The organism is Hydrogenophaga sp. BPS33 (genome assembly GCF_009859475.1).
In the GTDB taxonomy this organism is placed as follows: domain Bacteria; phylum Pseudomonadota; class Gammaproteobacteria; order Burkholderiales; family Burkholderiaceae_C; genus Hydrogenophaga.
Genome location: NZ_CP044549.1, coordinates 4,127,587 through 4,146,127, shown reverse-complemented (window position 1 = coordinate 4,146,127; position 18,541 = coordinate 4,127,587). Strand labels below are relative to the sequence as shown.

At 65.8% G+C, this 18,541-nt stretch carries 15 protein-coding genes and 1 pseudogene; 8 read left to right on the top strand and 8 right to left on the bottom strand.

Annotated features, from left to right (window positions below; all coding sequences use genetic code 11):
- Positions 1-215: 215 nt before the first annotated feature.
- From F9K07_RS19220 to ydiJ, 4 genes are read left to right on the top strand one after another with little or no spacing between them, the layout of a single operon-like run.
- Positions 216-1,853, top strand: a complete 1,638-nt coding sequence (locus tag F9K07_RS19220) for a GMC family oxidoreductase (RefSeq protein WP_159594952.1) — start codon at positions 216-218, stop codon at positions 1,851-1,853.
- Between the two features lie 43 nt (positions 1,854-1,896).
- Entirely contained in the window at positions 1,897-2,880 is a 984-nt protein-coding gene (locus F9K07_RS19215; protein ID WP_159594951.1) for a Bug family tripartite tricarboxylate transporter substrate binding protein, read from the top strand.
- A gap of 10 nt (positions 2,881-2,890) precedes the next feature.
- Positions 2,891-3,646, top strand: a complete 756-nt coding sequence (locus tag F9K07_RS19210) for a transporter substrate-binding domain-containing protein (RefSeq protein ID WP_236581341.1) — start codon at positions 2,891-2,893, stop codon at positions 3,644-3,646.
- Complete coding sequence (ydiJ, locus tag F9K07_RS19205) at positions 3,643-6,744, top strand: D-2-hydroxyglutarate dehydrogenase YdiJ (RefSeq protein ID WP_201451451.1); 3,102 nt, start codon at positions 3,643-3,645, stop codon at positions 6,742-6,744. The genes F9K07_RS19210 and ydiJ overlap by 4 nt, the downstream gene beginning before the upstream one ends.
- On the opposite strand, the pseudogene F9K07_RS19200 reads toward ydiJ, so the two are convergent.
- From F9K07_RS19200 to F9K07_RS19180, 5 genes and pseudogenes are all read right to left on the bottom strand, one after another.
- Positions 6,711-6,896, bottom strand: a pseudogene (locus F9K07_RS19200) (peroxidase-related enzyme); the annotation flags it as partial. The gene ydiJ and the pseudogene F9K07_RS19200 overlap by 34 nt on opposite strands.
- A gap of 265 nt (positions 6,897-7,161) precedes the next feature.
- The gene (locus tag F9K07_RS19195; RefSeq protein WP_159594950.1) at positions 7,162-8,835 is read right to left on the bottom strand and encodes a CocE/NonD family hydrolase; all 1,674 of its coding nucleotides are present in this window, start codon (positions 8,833-8,835) and stop codon (positions 7,162-7,164) included.
- Between the two features lie 12 nt (positions 8,836-8,847).
- The gene (locus F9K07_RS19190) at positions 8,848-9,825 is read right to left on the bottom strand and encodes a Bug family tripartite tricarboxylate transporter substrate binding protein (protein ID WP_268894722.1); all 978 of its coding nucleotides are present in this window, start codon (positions 9,823-9,825) and stop codon (positions 8,848-8,850) included.
- A gap of 55 nt (positions 9,826-9,880) precedes the next feature.
- Positions 9,881-10,729: a polysaccharide deacetylase family protein gene (locus F9K07_RS19185; RefSeq protein WP_159594948.1), complete on the bottom strand. Its 849-nt coding sequence runs from the start codon at positions 10,727-10,729 to the stop codon at positions 9,881-9,883.
- Positions 10,729-11,586 carry a fumarylacetoacetate hydrolase family protein gene (locus tag F9K07_RS19180; protein WP_159594947.1) on the bottom strand — a complete coding sequence of 286 codons (858 nt, stop codon included), beginning with the start codon at positions 11,584-11,586 and terminating at the stop codon, positions 10,729-10,731. Before F9K07_RS19180 ends, F9K07_RS19185 begins: the two co-directional genes overlap by 1 nt.
- Positions 11,587-11,669: 83 nt before the next feature.
- On the opposite strand from F9K07_RS19180, the gene F9K07_RS19175 reads away from it, so the two are divergent.
- Together F9K07_RS19175 and F9K07_RS19170 are read left to right on the top strand one after the other, a co-directional pair.
- Entirely contained in the window at positions 11,670-12,350 is a 681-nt protein-coding gene (locus F9K07_RS19175) for a GntR family transcriptional regulator (RefSeq protein WP_159594946.1), read from the top strand.
- A gap of 125 nt (positions 12,351-12,475) precedes the next feature.
- On the top strand, positions 12,476-13,693 hold the full coding sequence (locus F9K07_RS19170) for a PQQ-dependent sugar dehydrogenase (protein WP_159594945.1): 1,218 nt from the start codon (positions 12,476-12,478) through the stop codon (positions 13,691-13,693).
- Between the two features lie 20 nt (positions 13,694-13,713).
- Here F9K07_RS19170 and F9K07_RS19165 read toward each other — a convergent pair whose 3' ends face one another.
- Entirely contained in the window at positions 13,714-14,019 is a 306-nt protein-coding gene (locus F9K07_RS19165) for a DUF5666 domain-containing protein (RefSeq protein WP_159594944.1), read from the bottom strand.
- 82 nt (positions 14,020-14,101) lie between these two features.
- Positions 14,102-14,683, bottom strand: a complete 582-nt coding sequence (locus tag F9K07_RS19160) for a peroxidase-related enzyme (protein ID WP_159594943.1) — start codon at positions 14,681-14,683, stop codon at positions 14,102-14,104.
- 123 nt (positions 14,684-14,806) lie between these two features.
- Here F9K07_RS19160 and F9K07_RS19155 point away from each other — a divergent pair, with 123 nt between their 5' ends.
- Positions 14,807-15,778 carry a Bug family tripartite tricarboxylate transporter substrate binding protein gene (locus F9K07_RS19155; RefSeq protein WP_159594942.1) on the top strand — a complete coding sequence of 324 codons (972 nt, stop codon included), beginning with the start codon at positions 14,807-14,809 and terminating at the stop codon, positions 15,776-15,778.
- Positions 15,779-15,808: 30 nt separating this feature from the next.
- On the opposite strand, the gene F9K07_RS19150 is transcribed toward F9K07_RS19155, so the two are convergent.
- Positions 15,809-16,450, bottom strand: a complete 642-nt coding sequence (locus F9K07_RS19150) for a response regulator transcription factor (protein WP_159594941.1) — start codon at positions 16,448-16,450, stop codon at positions 15,809-15,811.
- 306 nt (positions 16,451-16,756) lie between these two features.
- Here F9K07_RS19150 and F9K07_RS19145 point away from each other — a divergent pair, with 306 nt between their 5' ends.
- Positions 16,757-18,532, top strand: coding sequence for a ShlB/FhaC/HecB family hemolysin secretion/activation protein (locus tag F9K07_RS19145; RefSeq protein WP_159594940.1), 1,776 nt, complete (start codon positions 16,757-16,759; stop codon positions 18,530-18,532).
- Positions 18,533-18,541: the final 9 nt, after the last annotated feature.

Here is an 18,541-nt window from a genome sequence, read left to right as displayed (position 1 = left end):
CTACAGCGCTCGCAGGATCGCTACAAATAATCCTTTGGCATCCCAGTATGTGGGCAGGGCATTCTGAAAGACAAAGCCGGGGTACGCGGGCATTCCATCTGACGATGCAGCGATGCCCAAATATTATTTTTCGTCATGCTCCTCTTGCGGCAGACTGCGCAGCGGTTCAGCCGCCTTGAGCGCTGCCATTCACAAGAACGAAGGAGACCGAGCCGATGTACGTCGATTCGCTGCCCGCGGATGCGCAGTTTGATTTCATCGTGTGTGGGGCCGGCAGTGCCGGCTGCATCGTGGCCGAGCGGCTGTCCCAGAGCGGGCGGCACGAGGTGCTGCTGATCGAGGCGGGTGGGCGCGACAACAACATCAACATCAAGGTGCCGCTGTTGGTGGTCAACCTGATCAACAACCCCGACGTGACCTGGCCCTACATGACCGAGCCGCAGCGCTCGCTCAACGGCAAGCCACAGCGCTGGACGCGCGGCCGGGTGATCGGCGGCTCGGGCTCCATCAACGGCAACCTGTTCGCCCGGGGCGATCCGGTGGAGTACGACCACTGGGTCGAACTCGGGTGCCCGGGCTGGGGCTATGCCGACATGCTGCCGGTGTTCAAACGCATGGAAGACTTTCCGCAGGGCGACCCCGCGCTGCGCGGCCGTGGCGGCCCGATCCATTGCACGCGGCTGGACCGGTTCGACAAACTCTCCGGGGCCTTCGTCAAAGCCTGTACCGAAGCTGGCTACCGCGAAGTGCCCGACTACAACGACGGCAGCTACGAAGGCGCGTTCTACCTGCAGTACTCGACCCGCAAGGGCTTTCGCAACAACTCGGCGGCGGGCTACCTCAAACCCGCGCAGAAGCGGCGCAACCTCACCATCCTGCCCAATACCGTGGTGTCGCGGCTGGTGATGCAAGGGCGTACCGCGGTGGGCGTGGAATTGCTGCACGCGTCGGGCGCCACGTCCACGGCGCTTGCGCGCCGGGAAGTGATTCTGTCGGCCGGCCCGCTGGCCACGCCACCGCTGCTGGAGCGCTCGGGCATCGGCCAGGAAGCGGTGCTGCGCCAGCACGGCGTACCGGTGCTGCACCACCTGCCGGGCGTGGGCGAAAACCTGCGCGACCATCCCAATACGCGGTTGACCTTCGAGTGCAGCGAAAAGATCACCGTCAACGACGTGCTGCGCAGCCCGCTGCGCAAGATGCGCGAGGGCTTGCGCTTCATCTTCAAGCGCGAGGGCTTGCTGACGATCTCATCGTCCACGGCACAGATGAACTACCGCAGCAGCGCGGACAAGAAACAGGCCGATCTGGTGCTGCGCCTGCAGCCGCTCTCCGGGGGCGACCGTTACGCGCGCACGCCCGGCACCGGCATGGACATGTTCCCGGGGTTCACCTTCGGCGTGACCACCTTGCAGCCCAAGTCGCGCGGCACGGTGCATATCCGTTCCACCGACCCGCGCGAGCAGGCCAGCATGGACCCGCGCTACCTCTCCCACGACGACGACGCGCAGCTGTTCCTGCGCGGCATGCGCATCTCGCGCGGCATTGCCGCCATGCCGGCGATCCAGCCACTGGTGGTGCGCGAGACGCGGCCGGGCCCGGGCGTGGTCGACGACGCCGACCTGCTGGCCTACATCCGCGAGACCCTGCAGACCTCGTGGCACATGGTGGGCACCTGCAAGATGGGGCAGGACGACCTGGCGGTGGTCGACCCGCAACTGCGCGTGCACGGCATTCACCGGTTGCGCGTGATCGATTCGTCGATCTGCCCCACGCTTCCCTCGTCGGGCACGGCCGTGCCCACCATGGCCATCGCAGAAAAGGGTGCGGAGATGGTGCTCGCCGCGCACCCCTGAGAAGGCCTCAACCCCAAGCGCCACCGAGCGCAGGAGACACGCAATGGAACACAACGCCTTGAACCGCCGCACAGCGCTCGGCCTCATCGCCATCACCGTCACCGGCGCCGCTCGCGCGCAGAGCGGTGACTACCCCAACAAGCCGGTGAAGATCGTGGTCGGTTTCACCGCCGGCGGGCCGACCGATCAGGTCGCGCGCATCATTGCCAACCACCTGGGCGAGAAGCTCGGGCAGTCGGTGATCGTCGATGCGCGGCCCGGTGCGGCCGGCTCGATCGGTGCGGCCTATGCGGCCAAGCAACCGGCCGATGGCTACACGCTGTACCTTGCGGTGCAGACCACGCACGCCGTGGCGCCGTACCTGTACCCCAACGTGGGCTACGACGCGGTGAAAGACTTCACCGGCATCGTGCGCGTGGTGCACAACCCGCTGCTGATGGTGGTGAACCCGTCGTTCCCGGTGAAGAGCCTGGGCGAGCTGGTGGCCTATGCCAAGGCGAATCCCGGCAAGATCAATTTCTCCACCGGGGGCATCGGGTCGTCGCCGCACATGTCGATGGAGCTGTTCCGCAAGGCTGCCGGCGTGGATCTCACCTCGGTGCACTACAAGGGCGACGCGGCGGCGCTGGTCGATCTGTTGGGCGGGCAGGTGCAGATGATGATGTCCAGCATTGCAGGTCTTCTGCCGTCGGTGCAGCAGGGCAAGCTGCGGCCCCTCGCGGTGTCTGGCCTGCAGCGCTCGCCGATGGCGCCCGACATCCCGACCATCGCAGAGTCCGGCTACCCGGGCTTCGAGGTCATCACCTGGTTCGGGCTGGTCACGGTGGCCAAGACGCCACCAGCGGTGGTGGAGCGCATCAACCGCGAAACGCTGGCCTTGCTCAAGCAGCCCGAGGTGCGCGAGCAGTTCACCAAGATGGGCTTTGAAATCGTGCCCAACTCGGCCAGCGAGTTCACCCGCTTCATTGCGGAAGAGAACGTGAAGTGGGGTGGCCTGGTCCGGCAACTGGGCCTGAAAGCCGAGTGACAATGCGCCGATGAACACCACGCCTGCTCACACCCATCCCGCCATGCTCGCTCCCGAGGCCGTGCGCCTTGCCTTCGCACCCCAGGGGCGCTTGTGCGCTTCCATCAACGCCGGCAATGCTGTGCTCGCGCGGCGCGACCCGCACGGGCCGGGCGGGGTCTCGGTGGACCTGGCGCGCGCCTTCGCCGCCGAGCTCGGCGCGGAGCTGGACACCATCGTGTTCGACGGCGCCGCCAAGTCGGTGCAAGCGCTGCGCGAGGAGCGTGCGGACATCGGTTTCTTCGCCATCGATCCGGCGCGCAGCGAGGGCATCCGTTTCACGCCGCCCTATGTGTTGATCGAAGGCAGTTACCTGGTGCGCGACGGCGATGCGCGGGTGTCCGGCGACGAGGTGGACCGCGCCGGCACGCACGTCGTGGTGGCCCAGGGCAGCGCCTACGACCTGTTCCTCACGCGCGAGTTGCGCCACGCCACGCTGGTGCGCACCGCCACATCGCAGGTGGTGGTGGACACCATGCTCGCCGACGGCCATCCGGTGGCCGCGGGCGTGCGCCAGCAACTGGAACAGGATGCGGCCCGCCTGGGCGGCGTGCGCCTGCTGCCCGGCAGCTTCATGGTGATCCGCCAGGCCATGGGCTGCCCGCAGAGCAAAGGGGACGCCGCTGCCGCCTACCTCAGCGACTTTGTCGAGCGCATGAAGGCCACGGGCTTCGTGCGCGAGGCTTTGAAGCGCAACGGCATCGAGGGCGCGTCCGTCGCTCCATGACAACGGCCCGCGCGCGACGACCCGCCATCGCCCCGATACGCCTGCCACCAGGCGCGGCCATGGGCTACCGCGCGTTCCTGGGGGCCCTGAGCGCTGCGGGCTTCGAGGGCGAGATCAGTGGCCGGTACGCCGACCGCACGGTGCTGGCCACGGACAACTCGATCTACCAGCGCCTGCCGCAGGCGGTGGTGTTCCCACGGCACGCCGAGGACGTCCAGCGGCTGGCGCGCCTGGCCGACGAGCCCGCGCACCACGGCATCGTGCTGACCGCGCGCGGGGGCGGCACCGGCACCAACGGGCAGTCGCTCACGGACGGCATCGTGGTCGATCTCTCGCGGCACATGAACCGCATCCTGTCGATCAACCCCGCCGCGCGGCGCGTGCGCGTGCAGGCCGGCGTGGTGAAAGACCAGCTCAACGCCGCGCTCAAACCGCACGGCCTGTTCTTCGCGCCCGAGCTCTCCACCAGCAACCGCGCGACCATCGGTGGCATGGTCAACACCGATGCCAGTGGGCAGGGAAGCTGCGCCTACGGCAAGACACGCGACCACGTGCGCGCGCTCGACTGCGTGCTGCTCGGCGGCGAGCGCTTCGAAAGCCATGCGCTCCCCGAAGCCGACTTCCAGGCGCGGCTGGCGCAAGCGGGCAGGGTGGGCGACGCGTACCGCAGCGCGGCCCACATCGCCGACACGCAAGGCGCTCGCATCGCCGAGAAATTTCCGCCCCTCAACCGCTGCCTCACGGGTTACGACCTGGCCCACTTGCGTGAAGCCGATGGCCGTTTCAACCTCAACAGCGTGCTGTGTGGCGCCGAAGGCTCGCTGGGCTTCATCGTCGAAGCCGAGCTGGGCGTGCTGCCGATTCCGCGCTACGCCGTGCTGGTCAATGTGCGTTACGCCAGCTTCATGGACGCCTTGCGCGATGCGCAGGTCTTGATGGCGCACCGGCCTCTGTCCATCGAAACGGTGGACTCGCAGGTGCTGCAGCTGGCCATGCAGGACATCGTGTGGAACAGCGTGGCCCCGTACTTCCCGACCGGGCACGACACGGTCGCCACGCAGGGCATCAACCTGGTGGAGTTCAGCGGCGACGATGTGGCCGAGGTCGACGCGAAGGTGGCCGCATTTGCCGCTCACCTGCGCTGCGACACCAGCGTGGTCCGGCTGGGCCATACGCTGGCGGCGGGTGCCCAGGCGGTGGAGTGCGTGTACGGCATGCGCAAGCGCGCCGTCGGCCTGCTGGGCAATGTGCAAGGAGAAGCGCGGCCGCAGCCCTTCGTGGAAGACACGGCAGTGCCACCGGAGAACCTGGCCGACTACATCGCCGAATTCCGCGCGCTGCTCGACCGGCATGGCCTGCGCTACGGCATGTTCGGCCACGTGGATGCCGGCGTGCTGCACGTGCGCCCGGCACTCGATATGAAGGACCCGGCCCAGGCGGCGCTGGTGCGCGCCGTGTCGGACGGCGTGGCCGATCTCACGCAGCGTTACGGCGGCTTGTTGTGGGGCGAGCACGGCAAAGGCGTGCGCAGCGAATACGCGCCCAGGTTCTTTGGTGAGCTCTACCCGGCCTTGCAGCAACTCAAGGCGGCGTTCGATCCGCGCAACCAGTTGAACCCCGGAAAGATCGCCACACCCGCCACGCTGCCGCTGGCGCGGTTGTTGAAGATCGATGGCGTGCCGCTGCGGGGCGACGCCGATCGCGGTATCGACGAGCGCGTGTGGCAAAGCTACGGCGCCGCCATGCATTGCAACGGCAATGGCGCCTGCTACAACTTCGACCCCGACGATGCCATGTGCCCGTCGTGGAAGGGCACGCGCGAGCGCCGGCATTCGCCCAAGGGACGGGCCGCGCTGATGCGCGAATGGCTGCGCTTGCAGCAGCAGGCCGGTGCCGACGTGCTGCAGACCGCCACGGGTGGTTTCTGGCGTGGGTTCGTCCAGCGCTGGCGCAACACCCGCAACTGCCCGGACGATTTTTCGCACGAGGTGTACGAAGCCATGGCCGGCTGCCTGGCGTGCAAGAGTTGCGCGGGCCAGTGCCCGGTAAAGGTGAGCGTGCCCGAGTTCCGCGCGCGCTTTCTGGCGCTGTACCACCAGCGCTACCTGCGCCCGCTGAAGGACTACCTCATCGGCTCGCTGGAATTCACGGTGCCGTGGCTCGCGCGCTGGCCTGCGGCCTACAACGGCGTGATGGGCTCGCCGTGGATGCGGCGCGCGCTGGAGCGCCACGCCGGCATGGTCGACAGCCCGCTGCTCAGCCGGTTCGACTTTGCCGCCACCTGCGCCCGCCTGGGTCTGCGCGAAGCGACGCCCGCGCTGTTGGAGGGCCTCTCGCCCGCCGAGCGCAAGCGCAGCGTGGTGCTGGTGCCAGACGCGTTCACCCGCTGGTTCGACACCCCGGTGTTCGCCGCTTTCGCCGAGCTGGTGGTGCGACTGGGTTACCGCGCCTACCTGGCGCCGTTCAGGCCCAACGGCAAGCCCCTGCACGCACAAGGCTTCCTGCCGCGTTTCGAACGCGCCGCGCGGCGCAACGCGGCCTTGCTGGCCGAGCTCGCGCGCACCGGCGTTCCCCTGGTGGGGCTGGACCCGGCGATGACGCTGGTGTATCGGCAGGAATACCTCGGCGTCGAAGGTGCGGCACCGGTGTCTGTCGTGCGCCTGCCGCAAGAGTGGCTGCTCGACGCCTGGCCGGATACCGCGCGCGCGACGCTGCCGGTGCGCTACCGGCTGCTCGCGCATTGCACCGAGAAGACCAACGCGCCCGCGAGCGCAGCGATGTGGCTGCAGCTGTTCGACCGCGCCGGCCTCAGCTTGACGGCGCAGGCCAGCGGCTGCTGCGGCATGTCGGGCACCTACGGCCACGAATCGCGCAACGTCGCGACGTCCCGCGTGATCTTCGAGCAGAGCTGGCGGCCCTTGCTGGAGTCCCCGGCAGATCCCGACGGCGAGCTGCTCGCCACGGGCTATTCATGCCGCAGCCAGGTGCAGCGGTGGAAGGGGCAACGCCTGCGACACCCGGTCGAAGTGTTGCTGCAGGCGCTGGACGTGCCGCAGGCCGCGCGTCACTTGGCCTTGGGCACGCGCCCCATCAGGTAGAACTCCGGGTTGGGCATCATGTTGCTGAAGCTGGCAATGCGGTTGGAGAGCCCGAAGAAGGCCGTGATGGCGGCGATGTCCCAGATGTCTTCGTCCGAGAAGCCGTGCGCGTGCAGGGGCGGGAAGTCGTTGTCGTCGTCAAGGACCTCGTGCCGCTGGCCGCCGCTGCCCGCCACCGCTTTCGCCGCAGCAGTTCGCCACCGTGATGGCCGACGACAGCAAGCGTTACGGCGCGATCATCAAGGAACGCAAGATCAAAGCGGATTGAATTGGAACACCCCCCTGCGCCGCTGCGCGGCGTCCCCCCTCCGTAGCGCGCCTTCGGCGCTTCGAGGGGGGACGGCACCTTGGGCCGGCAGAGCCGTCCCTCGGTGCCTCTGGATGGAGTCCCTTCGCTCCGGCTACTGGCTGTCGGCTTCAGTCGGTCCTAGCGGGAACCAGCGGCATGAGCAGGTAGCTGGCTTTGTCGCCTCCCGTGAACACCGTGTTGGCGCCGCCGAACTCGTCCGCTGGCCGGTCCAGCGGGTGATCGTGCCGCATGCGTCCAGGCGGTACCACGATGAAATCGTGTCCCTGCAAGGTGAGCACCAGCCGCCAACCTTTGGGAAAGACCATGCTGGTCGGCCAGATCTCTACATCGAGGGCCACGGCTTCGCCAGGTGTCAGTTTCCAGACCTCGTCGTGGGTGTGCCACGGCCTGTACGGATGGCTGAGCTCTGCAGACGTCTTTCTGTGCGACGCGCGCAGCCAGCCCAAGGCCATGGGCACTGGCTCGTGAGCGCCGATGAAGGTCACTTCCTGGCCATCGGGATCGAACACGCGCAGCACAGCAAAGACATCAAGGTCGCTGGTGGAGGAGGACACCCACAGCCGCAAGCTGGCCGGGCCGGTGAATTCGGTGTCGCTCTCGAACGGTGCCGTTGAGAAGCTGATGCTGTCTTTCATCGCCTCATAGGTCGCCGACCCCTCGGCGTCGCTCGGTTCGGTGCCCATCGTGGCGCTTGCCGCGTCCAGGTAGAAGCGTGTCCATTCCGTGCGGGCCAAAGGCCATTCGTGCTCGTGGCGGGTCGTGGCGGTGCCGTCGGGGCGGCGGACCTCCAGTTGCACGCGGGGCTCGAATTCCCAGCCGTTTTCCTCGCCACGCAGATAGTGGTTGAGGAATCGCTTTTGGATCGCTACATAGTGCGGCAGGTAGAAGCTCTCGTAGTGCGTTCCGATGTGCGCAAACAGCCACTTTTCTTTCGATCCCGCTCCCAGATAGCCTTCGACGTTTCCACGCAGATGATTGGCAGGCCCGCCCCAGTTCGCTGCCGATAGCACGGGTACTTCGATGCGCTCCAGCCGAGGCGCCCGGTCCTGCGCCCAGGCGTCGTACAGCGGATGCTCCAGCATGTCGCGCGGACAGTCGCTGCGCGACCCCGCCAACATGTCGGCGGACAGCGAGTTGCCGTTGGTGTGCAAGCCGGTTTCGCGATCCCGATGCGTTGTTTCCGCGTTCCCGTTTTGGCTCGACAACACCTGCTTGGGCCACCAGGTGGCTCGAAAACCGTTGCTGAGGATCCCCCCGTGACGAATCGAGTCGCGGTAGTAGTTGCTGGCCCCCTCCCATGGCACGATGGCCGCCAGATGGGGTGGCCGCAACGCGGCTACCTGCCATTGCTTGATGGCAAGGTACGACACGCCCAGAAGCCCCACCTTGCCGTTGCTCCACGTTGTCGTTCCGGCCCACTCGATGCACTCGTGGTAGTCACGCGTTTCCCGTGGCGAAAAGACATCGAGATACCCAGGCGAGCGACCACTGCCGCGCCCGTCCACAATGACGATCACAAACCCGTCCGGAACCCAGCGTTCGGGATCCGCAGCCTCCCAGACGAGATGCTTTCCGGTCGACCCGTCCTGGCACAGGCCGGGATAGATCTCGTTGAGCCGCTTCCACTGCGCGGGCCAGCCATCGGCAAAATGCACGTCCTTTCCATAGACGCCAAAGGCCATGACCACAGGCCATGTGCCCGCTGCCTCCGGACGGAAGACATTCGCGTACAGCACCGACCCGTCGGACATTTCGATGGGGACATCTTTTTCAATGATCATGCTGTGTCTCGCTCAATCAATGCTGATGCCGACGCTCTTCACGATCTTGCCGACGCGCTCTGCATCCGCCGCGACGAACTTCTCGAACTCTGCCGATGTGTTGCCCACCGGCACGGAGGCATCGGACAGGATACGTTGCTGGATCTCTGGCGACCGGATGGCGCCCGCCAGTTGTTGAGAGAGCTTTTTCACCACATCCGCCGGTGTGCCCGCAGGGGCAAAAAATCCCTGCCATCCGCCATCGATCTCGTAGCCGGGCACGCCCGCTTCTGCAATCGTCGGTACATCCGGCAAGCCAGGCAGGCGCGCGGGACTCGACACCGCCAATGCGCGCACCTGGTTGGCTTTCATGGGGGGAAGTGCCGCCGTGACGCTCAGAAATGCGGCCTGAATTTCGCCGCTGATCACGGCGTTCAGAGCCGGCGCAGCACCCTTGTACGGGACGTGCAACATCTTCGCGCCAGCCATCATGTTCAGCAACTCGCCGGGCAAGTGCAGCGTATTGCCGACCCCGGGGGAGCCGTAGGCAACCTTCCCCGCGCGCGCCAGCGACAGGAACTCCTGCAGGTTCTTTGCCGGCAGTGCGGGATTGACCACCAACACAACGCCTGGCGCTGTGCGGACCTGCGTGACCGCCACGAAGTCCTTGGCGATGTCGTAGGGGATCTTCTTGTAGACGTGCGAGTTGATGGTGTGCGAACCCGTGGTGTAGAGAAGCGTGTACCCATCGGCAGCCGCTTTGGCGGTTGCATCCGTTGCGATGATGCCGTTTCCACCTGGGCGGTTGTCGATCACGAAGTTGTAGGCAGCGTTCTGCTGCGTAACGGCCTGGGTGATCAGGCGTGCCAGGATGTCGGGCGCACCCCCTGCGGCAAATGGCAGCAACACCCGTATTGGCCTGGAGGGAAAGTCCGTTTGTGCAGCGGCGGGCCACACAACGGCTGCAGCCAGGGCCCCAAGCGATTGCAAACATGCGCGACGTTGAATCATGTTTTGTCTCCTGAATTAAATGGTGGTTTCAATGGATGCCGTGGGCACCAGGTGATCAGATTGACTGCAAAACGTGGCGCGCCATTTCTTCGCGCGTGCACACCCAGACGCCGTCTGCTGCCTTGACGCGCTGAACGATCTCCTCGTAAACCCAGGCCCCGGAGGGGCGACCCATCACATGCGTGTGCGCTGTCACGTCCAGCATCAAAGGCGCGTTCTCCGCGCGCATGGCCGCGAAGGTGTCGTCGAAGGTGTCGAGCATGTGGCGCGGTCCCTGGCCATACCGAATGCAAGTGGGCAAATCGTTCACATCCATCGTCAGCGGAATGCCCACGATGCGCTTGCCGCCAAAGTCCATCACATAGGGTCGGTCGTCGTCGTTCACGTCGCCGTGGTGCAGGTAGCCGGCCTCGGCCAGCAAGCGCGAACTGATCGGGCTGCCCGTGCCGCGTGGGCTGATCCATCCCACGGGCGCAATGCCGGTGGTTTGTGTGAGCAAGTCGTGGTTTCGCTGCAGGTTGGCGCGTTCGCCAGCCTCTTCGAAGTACACCGGGATCACGTCCATGCCCCAGGAATGGTTGATGACTTCATGACCCAGTTCGGTCAGTTTGCGCACCGTGGCTGGATCGCGTTCGCAGATCACGCCGTTGACCATGACGCTGGCCTTGACGCCATGCTTTTCCAGAATGGCCAGCAACCGGTGGATGCCGCGCACAAGGCCGAATGACGCCCAGGAATGCGCGTTGGTGTCGAAGAAGCCGGGCTTGAGCACATTGCCCATCGGACCAATGCCTGGCGCCTGCCCATCGGACCAGGCTTCGTAGGCGATGTTGAAAATGACGGCGAGCTTGTGGCCTCCAGGCCAGCGGAAGTCGTCGGGAAGTCGGGTAATGCGCGGTTCCATCAGTTTTTTTCCTGGACAACGGGGTTGGACAGCAAGCCGATGCCGTCGATCTCGATCTCGATGCGGTCGCCCGGCTGCATCCACACCGGTGGTGTGCGCGCATAGCCGACGCCCGCTGGCGTGCCCATGGCGATGACGTCGCCGGGCTCCAGCGTGAGCACCTCCGAGAGCAACACCAGTGCCTGCGCCACCGACACGACCATGTGGTCGGTGTTGTCGCTCTGCATCACGCGGCCATTGAGGCGCGACTCGATCTTCAGTCCGCTGGCCCCCGCTGGCAGGTCAGCCGCCGACACCAGCCAGGGGCCGAAAGCGCCGGTGCCATCGAAGTTCTTCCCAATGGTCCATTGGGCGGTTCGGCGCTGGTAGTCGCGCAGTGTGCCGTCGTTGAAGCAGGCGTAGCCGGCCACGGCCTGTAAGGCGTTGGCTTCGGTGAGGTGGCGCGCGCGTTGACCGATCACCACCGCAAGTTCGGCTTCGAAGTCCAGTTTGTCGGACACGCGTGGGCGCACCAGCGCAGCCTCGTGTGCGATCAACGACGTAGCGCCCCGCATGAAAAAGCTCGGGTATTCGGGGGCGGCGTTGCCTCCCTCGGCCGCGTGCGCCGAGTAGTTCAGCCCCAGGCAGATCACCTTGCCCGGCCGCCTGACGGGCGTGTGCCACTCGACGCGCGATGGATCGCAGCGCTGGCCGCGCGCCAGGGCCGAGGCGCTGGCGCCACTTGCCAGCAACTCAAACCATGCGGTGGTGTCGTCACCCGGCGGAGCAGGGCCGAGATCGATGAGGTCGTTTCCCTGCTGGACGGCCCAATGGGTTGGCCCTCCCGCAACGGTGGCAATGCGCGCAAATTTTGGCATGATGTCGATAAATCCTGTGTCAGATCATTTTGTCGATAAAATTATGCGTCGCATATTGTTGTCGATAATTAAGTGAAAACCCTATGTTGTCCGAACCTTCGCCCGACATCTCGATGCCCACCCTTGCGCGCACCACGTACGACCGGCTGCGTGCCGATGTCTTGTCCGGCCGTTGGCAGCCAGGTCGCAAGCTGTTGATGCACGAGTTGCGCGACCATTACCAGGTCGGCGCCAGCCCGCTGCGCGAAGCACTCAACCGGCTCGCGAGCGAAGAGTGGGTGGTGCACAGCGATCAGCGTGGATTCAGCGTGGCGCAAGCGACGCAGGCACAACTGGACGACCTGGTGTCCACCCGCATTGCGGTCGAATCGTTGGCCCTGACGCAAGCGTTTGCAGCACGCACGCCGGCCTGGGAAGAAGACATGGTGCTGGCCTTCCACAGGCTCTCGCGCACGTCGCGTTCGGTGAGCACAGAGGGCTACGAAGAAAACCCGGAATGGGAACGCCTGCACCGGGCGTTCCACGAGTCTTTGCTCAAGGGTTGTGGTTCGTCGCTGCTGCTCGGTTTTTGCGAACAGCTGTACGACCAGGCCTATCGTTACCGGCAGCTTGCCGCGCGCAAGGCCTACAAACGCCGTCATGAACTGGATGAGCACCGGGCCATCTTCGATGCGGTCATGGGCGTTCAGCTGGAAGAGGCACAGCGTTTGATCGCCGAGCACTACCGCCGCACCGCCGGCATTTTTGCCGCAGACCCGGCGTGAACTTGTGCATGCCGTGCTGCAGGCAGCGTGCGGGCACATGAAACGCCATGCACCCGCTCCAAGTGGTGCTGACTGAGCGTGCGGTGGCGCACCGACAGGTGACAGGCGCGCACTAGCATCACCCCATGCGAGCCTATTCCCCTCCTTTTGCCCTGCTGGCGGTGCTCAGCCTTTCACTGGCTTTGGTGGCCGCTTGTGGTGGCGGCGACGGTGAATCCAAGGGCCCGGCTGCTCCGGTGTTTGTGCCTACCACCGGGTCGGTGGCGGTGACCGAACTGGCCACCGGTTTGCCCAATCCCTGGAGCCTGGCCTTCCTGCCCGACCGCCGCATGCTCGTCACGGGGCGCCTGGGCAACTTGCGGCTCTACACGGCGGATGGCCTGTCGTTCAACAACATCAACCTTGCGGGCCTCTCGAACCTGAGCACCACAGGGCAGGGCGGCTTGCTGGACGTGGTGGTCGACCCCGCGTTCGCGAGCAACCGCCGCATTTATGTCAGCTTCGCCGAGAGCGATACCGGCAACCCCACGCTCAACGGCACAGCGGTGGCGCGCGCCGAGCTCGACACCGGTGCCTTGACCCTCGTGGGCTGGCAGGTGATCTACCGCCAGACCCCGAAGGTCGCGCGCACGGCCCACTTCGGGTCGCGCCTGGTGTTCGACCGCGACGGCCATCTCTTCGTGACCTTGGGCGACCGCGAAAGCGCCGACCAGCGCGTGTTTGCGCAGGACGTGAGCCGTGGCAACGGCAAGATCGTGCGCATCACTACCGACGGCAATCCTGCCCCGGGAAATCCGGTGATCGCCGGGGGCATGACGGGTTTGTGGAGCTATGGCCACCGCAACCCACAGGGCGCGGCGCTGCACCCCGAGACGGGTGAGTTGTGGACGAACGAGCATGGCCCGCAAGGCGGTGATGAAATCAACCGCACGCTGGCCGCGCGCAACTATGGCTGGCCTGTGATCAGCTATGGCCAGGAATACGGCACCACGACGCAAGTCGGCGAAGGAACCGCCAAGGCCGGCATGGAGCAACCCGTGGCGTATTGGGAGAAGAGTGACGGCTCTGCCTGGACCGGTGGCCAGAAGTCGTCCATCGCGCCCAGTGGCATGGCCTTTTTCACCGGGAACATTCCAGCGAATTGGAACGGCAGCGTCTTCGTGGGCGCTTTGGCCGGCACGGCGCTGTGGCGTCTGAAGTTCGATGGCACGCGTGAAGCTGGCCGCGAGCGTTTGCTGGCCACGCGCAACGAGCGCATCCGCGATGTGCGGCAAGGCCCCGACGGGCGCCTCTACCTGCTCACAGATGGCGCGAGCGGCAAGCTGCTGCGCATCGGTGGCTGAAGTGGCCCGAGGCTGCCTTCTTACTGCTTGTTTTCTTTCGCGCTGGCCTTGTACTCCACATCATCGGCATACAGGCGACCATCGCGGCGGTCGATGTCGACTTCCACATAGTGGCCCTGGCACAGATCCTCAAAGCGCTTGTAGTCGTTTTCGTAGTCGGTCTTGTCGGTGACGTAGATAACTTCGCTGTTCACCGTGAATGTTTTGGCGGTCGCGTCGACGGAAGTGATGCGTCCCTTGATGTCTTCGGCAAAGGCCGCCCCGGTGCCCAAGGCGAGGGCTGCGGTCAACAGAAAAGCGCGCGTGATGGATGGTTTGATCGACATGAAAACTCTCCTTGAGTTGTTGTGGGCATGCGACCGATTGAACCTTGACGCGCGCAAACATGCTGTCAGCGGATTCTGATATTCAAGCCGCAGGCTTCACCTTCGGCACGCGCCCCATCAAATAGAACTCCGGGTTGGGCATCATGTTGCTGAAGCTGGCGATGCGGTTGGAGAGCCCGAAGAAGGCCGTGATGGCGGCGATGTCCCAGATGTCTTCGTCCGAGAAGCCGTGCGCGTGCAGGGGCGGGAAGTCGTTGTCGTCGATCTCGTGCGAGCGCTCGCAGACCTTCATCGCGAAATCGAGCATGGCGCGCTGGCGCGGCGTGATGTCGGCCTTGCGGTAGTTCACCGCCACCTGGTCGGCCACCAGCGGCTTCTTCTCATAGATGCGCAGGATCGCGCCGTGCGCCACCACGCAGTACAGGCACTGGTTGGCCGCGCTGGTGGTGGTCACGATCATTTCGCGCTCGCCCTTGGTGAGCGAGCCGTCTTCCTTGAGCATCAAGGCGTCGTGGTACGCGAAGAACGCGCGCCATTCGGCCGGGCGGCGCGCCAGCGCCAGAAACACGTTGGGCACGAAGCCGGCCTTCTCCTGCACTTCGAGCACCTTGGTCTTGATGTCCTCGGGCAGGTCTTTGAGGTCGGGCATGGGATAGCGGCTCATGGGCGTCTCCAGCGGTGTGGTTGGGAAGGGGGAAGGGGGAAGGGCGGCTGGCTCCGACTGTAGCGACAGTCCGTGGCGGCGCTACAGTCGGGGTTTTCCATTTTTACCCTCTGGAGTTTCGTCATGACCGCTTCCCGTCTTTCGCTGGTCCGCCGCGCCTTGTTGGCGGCCGGCCTGGTTGGCACCCTGGGACTGGCCCAGGCACAGTCCACCACCCGCGTCCTGGTGGGCTTCCCGCCCGGTGGCGGCACCGACGCGATCGCCCGCATTCTCGGCGAGCGGCTGCAGCAGGACCTGGGCAGCCCGGTGGTGGTGGAGAACAAGCCCGGCGCGGGCGGCCAGCTCGCCGCGCAGGCCCTCAAGGCTTCGGCCGCCGATGGCCACACGCTGTTCCTCAGCCACGACCACAGCATCACCATCCTGCCCATGGTGACGAAGAACCCGGGCTACGACTCGGCGAAGGACTTCGTGCCGGTGGCCGGCTTCGCCACCTTCGTCAACGCCTTCGCCGTGTCCAACGGCACGCCGGCCCAGTCGTTCAAGGCCTACATCGACGGCGTGAAGGCCGCCGGCGGCAAGAGCACCGTGGGCATTCCCGCGCCCGCTTCGGTGCCGCAGTTCCTGGTGGACGTGATCGCCAAGCAGAACAAGCTCGACCTCGTGGCCGCGCCGTACAAGGGCAGCGCGCCCATGATGGGCGACATGATCGGCAACCAGATCCCGGCCGGTGTGGCCTCGATCCCCGACTTCATCGAGAACCACAAGGCGGGCAAGCTGCGCGTGGTGGCGGTGATGGGTTCGCAGCGCCAGGCCGCCATGCCCGAGGTGCCCACCTTCGCCGAGCTCGGCCTCAAGGGCTTCGAAGACGTGCCGTACTACGGCCTGTTCGCGCCAGCCGGCACGCCCAAGGCGGCGATCGACCGCATCGCGCAGGCGGTGCAGAAGGCCATCGCGCAACCCGACGTGCGCGACAAGCTCACCGCCATGGGCCTCACCGTGGGCTTCATGAGCGGCGCGCAACTGGGTGCGCGCGAGCAAGCCTACGGCAAGGTGTGGGCCAAGATCATCAAGGACAGCGGCTTCCAGCCGCAGTGAGCGCGCGGCGCGTCGGTCAAGGCCGGCGCGTTACGGCGGCGGCGGCAAGGTCTCGGTGATCAGGCCCAGGCGCCGCGCGGCCAGGCTGGCCTGCGTGCGGTTGGCCACGCCGAGTTTTTCGAAGATGGCGGTGACGTGCGACTTCACCGTCTTCTCGGTGATCTGCAGACGCTGGGCGATCCATTTGTTGGTCAGGCCCTCGCACAGCGCGGTGAGCACCTCGAACTGACGCGCGCTGAGTTCGCCCCGGTGTCTTTTTTCGGCCAGCGGGGCTTTGCGCTGCTCCGTGGCGGTGACCAGCACCCGCTGGCCATTGGCCACCGCATGCAGGCCGGCAATGAGCGCCTCGGGTCGCGCGGACTTCGAGGCAAACGCATGCGCACCGGCCGCCCAGGCCTCTTCCTGGTCGTGCGACTGGTCGCTGTCCGAGATCACCATCACGCTGGCACCCGGCGCTGCGTTGACGATGCTGCGGATCGCCAGGGCACGGGGCACATCGGGCAGAACCGGGTCGAGCAGCACCAGGCTGGGGGGGCATTCGGCCTGCGCGATGCGATGGCCTTCGGCAAAGCTGCTCGCCTTGAGCACGGTGTGTTGCGGCAAGGCCTGCGCGGCCAGCGAGGCCAGGCCTTCGAGCATCACAGGGTGGTCATCGATCACAAGAAGTTTCATCAATTGGCGTTGACCAGCTACGTGCAAGGCACGATCTGTCAAGGGTTTGGCGCTACAAAAAAGATAATAGATGTTCGATGATATCCATACATGCCGGGGTACTGGGGCTGCCGCTCGGAGGCCCAGGGCGACCGGTTGTCGCCGATGGTCTTTCTTCTGACTTCTGGCCCGTGACATCGATCACGGATCGGTGGCCGCTTGCGTCTTTGGTCCAATGGCCCGCTCTGAAACAAATCCGCACACTCCGCCCTTTTTTGGGGCGGGGTGCCAGCCAAGCGGCTGCGCGCTCCACCGTGTGGAGCGAGTGTGCACATCGACAAGAACAGGGAATTCATCCAAGGGCCGATCGCGGCGTGGGCCATTGGGTTTGCGGCGCTTGTGAGCCTCGGTGCCGTTCAGGCCCAGCCTGCGGGTCCCACGCCGCAACAGATCGACCAGATCCGCCAGCAGCAGGAGCAACTGCAACGCGAGGAGCAGCAAAGGCGCGAAGCCTTGCTGCGCGAGCAGGATGCCGCGCGCCGCCTGCCGGGCACGGTCGACGTCCCGGCGCCCGCCGCCCCACCCGAGCCGGCCGATGACGGCCAGTGCTTCAACGTGGAGCGCATCGAGCTCGATGGCGCTCTGCACCTGAGCGCGGCCGAGCAGGCCAGTCTTACCGCGTCCTTCATCGGTCGATGCGTGGGCCTCAAGGGCATCCGCGAGTTGATGCGCGCCATCACCAACCACTACGTCGACATCGGGCTGGTGACCACGCGCGTCTACATCCCGCAGCAGGACATGGGGCAGGGGCTGCTCAAGCTGCTGGTGCTCGAAGGCAAGGTCGGCTCGGTGCGCCTGAGCGACGAACAGGCCGGCGTGGACCTGGCCTCGGCGTTCCCCGGCCTGCAGGGGCGCGTGCTCAACATCCGCGACATCGAACAGGGACTGGACCAGATCAACCGCCTGGGCTCCAACAACGCCACCATGTCGCTGGAGCCCAGCAACGAGCCGGGCCTGACCAATGTGCTGATCCAGAACCGGCCGCGCGAGCGCGTCAACGCCGGCCTCACGGTCGACAACTACGGCAGCCCATCCACCGGCGATCTGCGCGGCACGGTGAACCTCTCGGTGGACAACCTCTATGGCGTGAACGACGCGTGGTTCGCCAGCTTCTCGCGCAACCTCGACGCGCACCCGCGCACGCGCCTGTCCGAGAGCTTCATGATCGGGGCCAACTACCCCTACGGCTACTGGAACTTCAGTGCCAACATCAGCAAGAGCGCCTACGCCAGCACGGTGCGCAGCTTCACGCAGCAGTTCCGCAGCTCGGGCAACACCGAAACTTTTTCCATCGGCGCGCAACGCGTGCTGCTGCGTGGGCAGACCAGCAAGCTCACCCTCAACACGGGCCTGGCGCACAAGGACTCGCGCAACTACATCGAAGGCAGCCTGCTCACGGCCAGCAGCCCCAAGCTGACCGATTTCAGCCTCGGGCTGACCTCGGTTTTCGCAGTGGGCGCGGGCACCTTCACCGTCGACACCTCGCTCAACAAGGGCCTCAAGGCGTTCGGCGTACAGGCCTTGCCGGGCGCGGGCATGAACAACGTGCCCACGCCCACGGGCGTGCGCTACAACGCCGGCATTTCCTACTTCCGTCCGCTGCGCCTGGGCTCGCTGGACGCCACCTGGTCGAGCAGCCTGCAGATGCAGACCAGTCCGCACGTGCTTTACGGATCGGAGCAGATGTCGGTGGGCGGCATGCACACCGTGCGCGGCTTTGACGGCACCTCGGCGTCGGGCGAGCGCGGCGCCTACTGGCGCAACGACCTGGCCGTCACCTTTGCGCCAGCGGCCGACCCCGTGACCGCCAAGTGGTTTGGCCGGCTGCAGACCTATGTGGCCATCGACACCGGCCGCATCTACGGCCGCGAAGGCCAGTTCACCGGCAGCCTGGCGGGCATGGTGGTGGGCATGCGCACCGTGGGCGGAAAGATCGGTCTGGACATCGGCTACGGCGAACCCTTGCGTGCCTCCACCTCCATCCAGGCGCGCGGTGAGATCGAAGGCTATGCGCTGTACGCGCGCGCTTCCATCGCTTTTTGACAACAGGGA

Excerpts from the sequence above, each read along its gene's own strand:
- F9K07_RS19220 (WP_159594952.1), top strand. The coding sequence starts at position 216 with ATGTACGTCGATTCGCTGCCCGCGGATGCGCAGTTTGATTTCATCGTG.
- F9K07_RS19215 (WP_159594951.1), top strand. The coding sequence starts at position 1,897 with ATGGAACACAACGCCTTGAACCGCCGCACAGCGCTCGGCCTCATCGCC.
- F9K07_RS19210 (WP_236581341.1), top strand. The coding sequence starts at position 2,891 with ATGAACACCACGCCTGCTCACACCCATCCCGCCATGCTCGCTCCCGAG.
- ydiJ (WP_201451451.1), top strand. The coding sequence starts at position 3,643 with ATGACAACGGCCCGCGCGCGACGACCCGCCATCGCCCCGATACGCCTG.
- F9K07_RS19195 (WP_159594950.1), bottom strand. The coding sequence starts at position 8,835 with ATGATCATTGAAAAAGATGTCCCCATCGAAATGTCCGACGGGTCGGTG.
- F9K07_RS19190 (WP_268894722.1), bottom strand. The coding sequence starts at position 9,825 with ATGATTCAACGTCGCGCATGTTTGCAATCGCTTGGGGCCCTGGCTGCA.
- F9K07_RS19185 (WP_159594948.1), bottom strand. The coding sequence starts at position 10,729 with ATGGAACCGCGCATTACCCGACTTCCCGACGACTTCCGCTGGCCTGGA.
- F9K07_RS19180 (WP_159594947.1), bottom strand. The coding sequence starts at position 11,586 with ATGCCAAAATTTGCGCGCATTGCCACCGTTGCGGGAGGGCCAACCCAT.
- F9K07_RS19175 (WP_159594946.1), top strand. The coding sequence starts at position 11,670 with ATGTTGTCCGAACCTTCGCCCGACATCTCGATGCCCACCCTTGCGCGC.
- F9K07_RS19170 (WP_159594945.1), top strand. The coding sequence starts at position 12,476 with ATGCGAGCCTATTCCCCTCCTTTTGCCCTGCTGGCGGTGCTCAGCCTT.
- F9K07_RS19165 (WP_159594944.1), bottom strand. The coding sequence starts at position 14,019 with ATGTCGATCAAACCATCCATCACGCGCGCTTTTCTGTTGACCGCAGCC.
- F9K07_RS19160 (WP_159594943.1), bottom strand. The coding sequence starts at position 14,683 with ATGAGCCGCTATCCCATGCCCGACCTCAAAGACCTGCCCGAGGACATC.
- F9K07_RS19155 (WP_159594942.1), top strand. The coding sequence starts at position 14,807 with ATGACCGCTTCCCGTCTTTCGCTGGTCCGCCGCGCCTTGTTGGCGGCC.
- F9K07_RS19150 (WP_159594941.1), bottom strand. The coding sequence starts at position 16,450 with ATGAAACTTCTTGTGATCGATGACCACCCTGTGATGCTCGAAGGCCTG.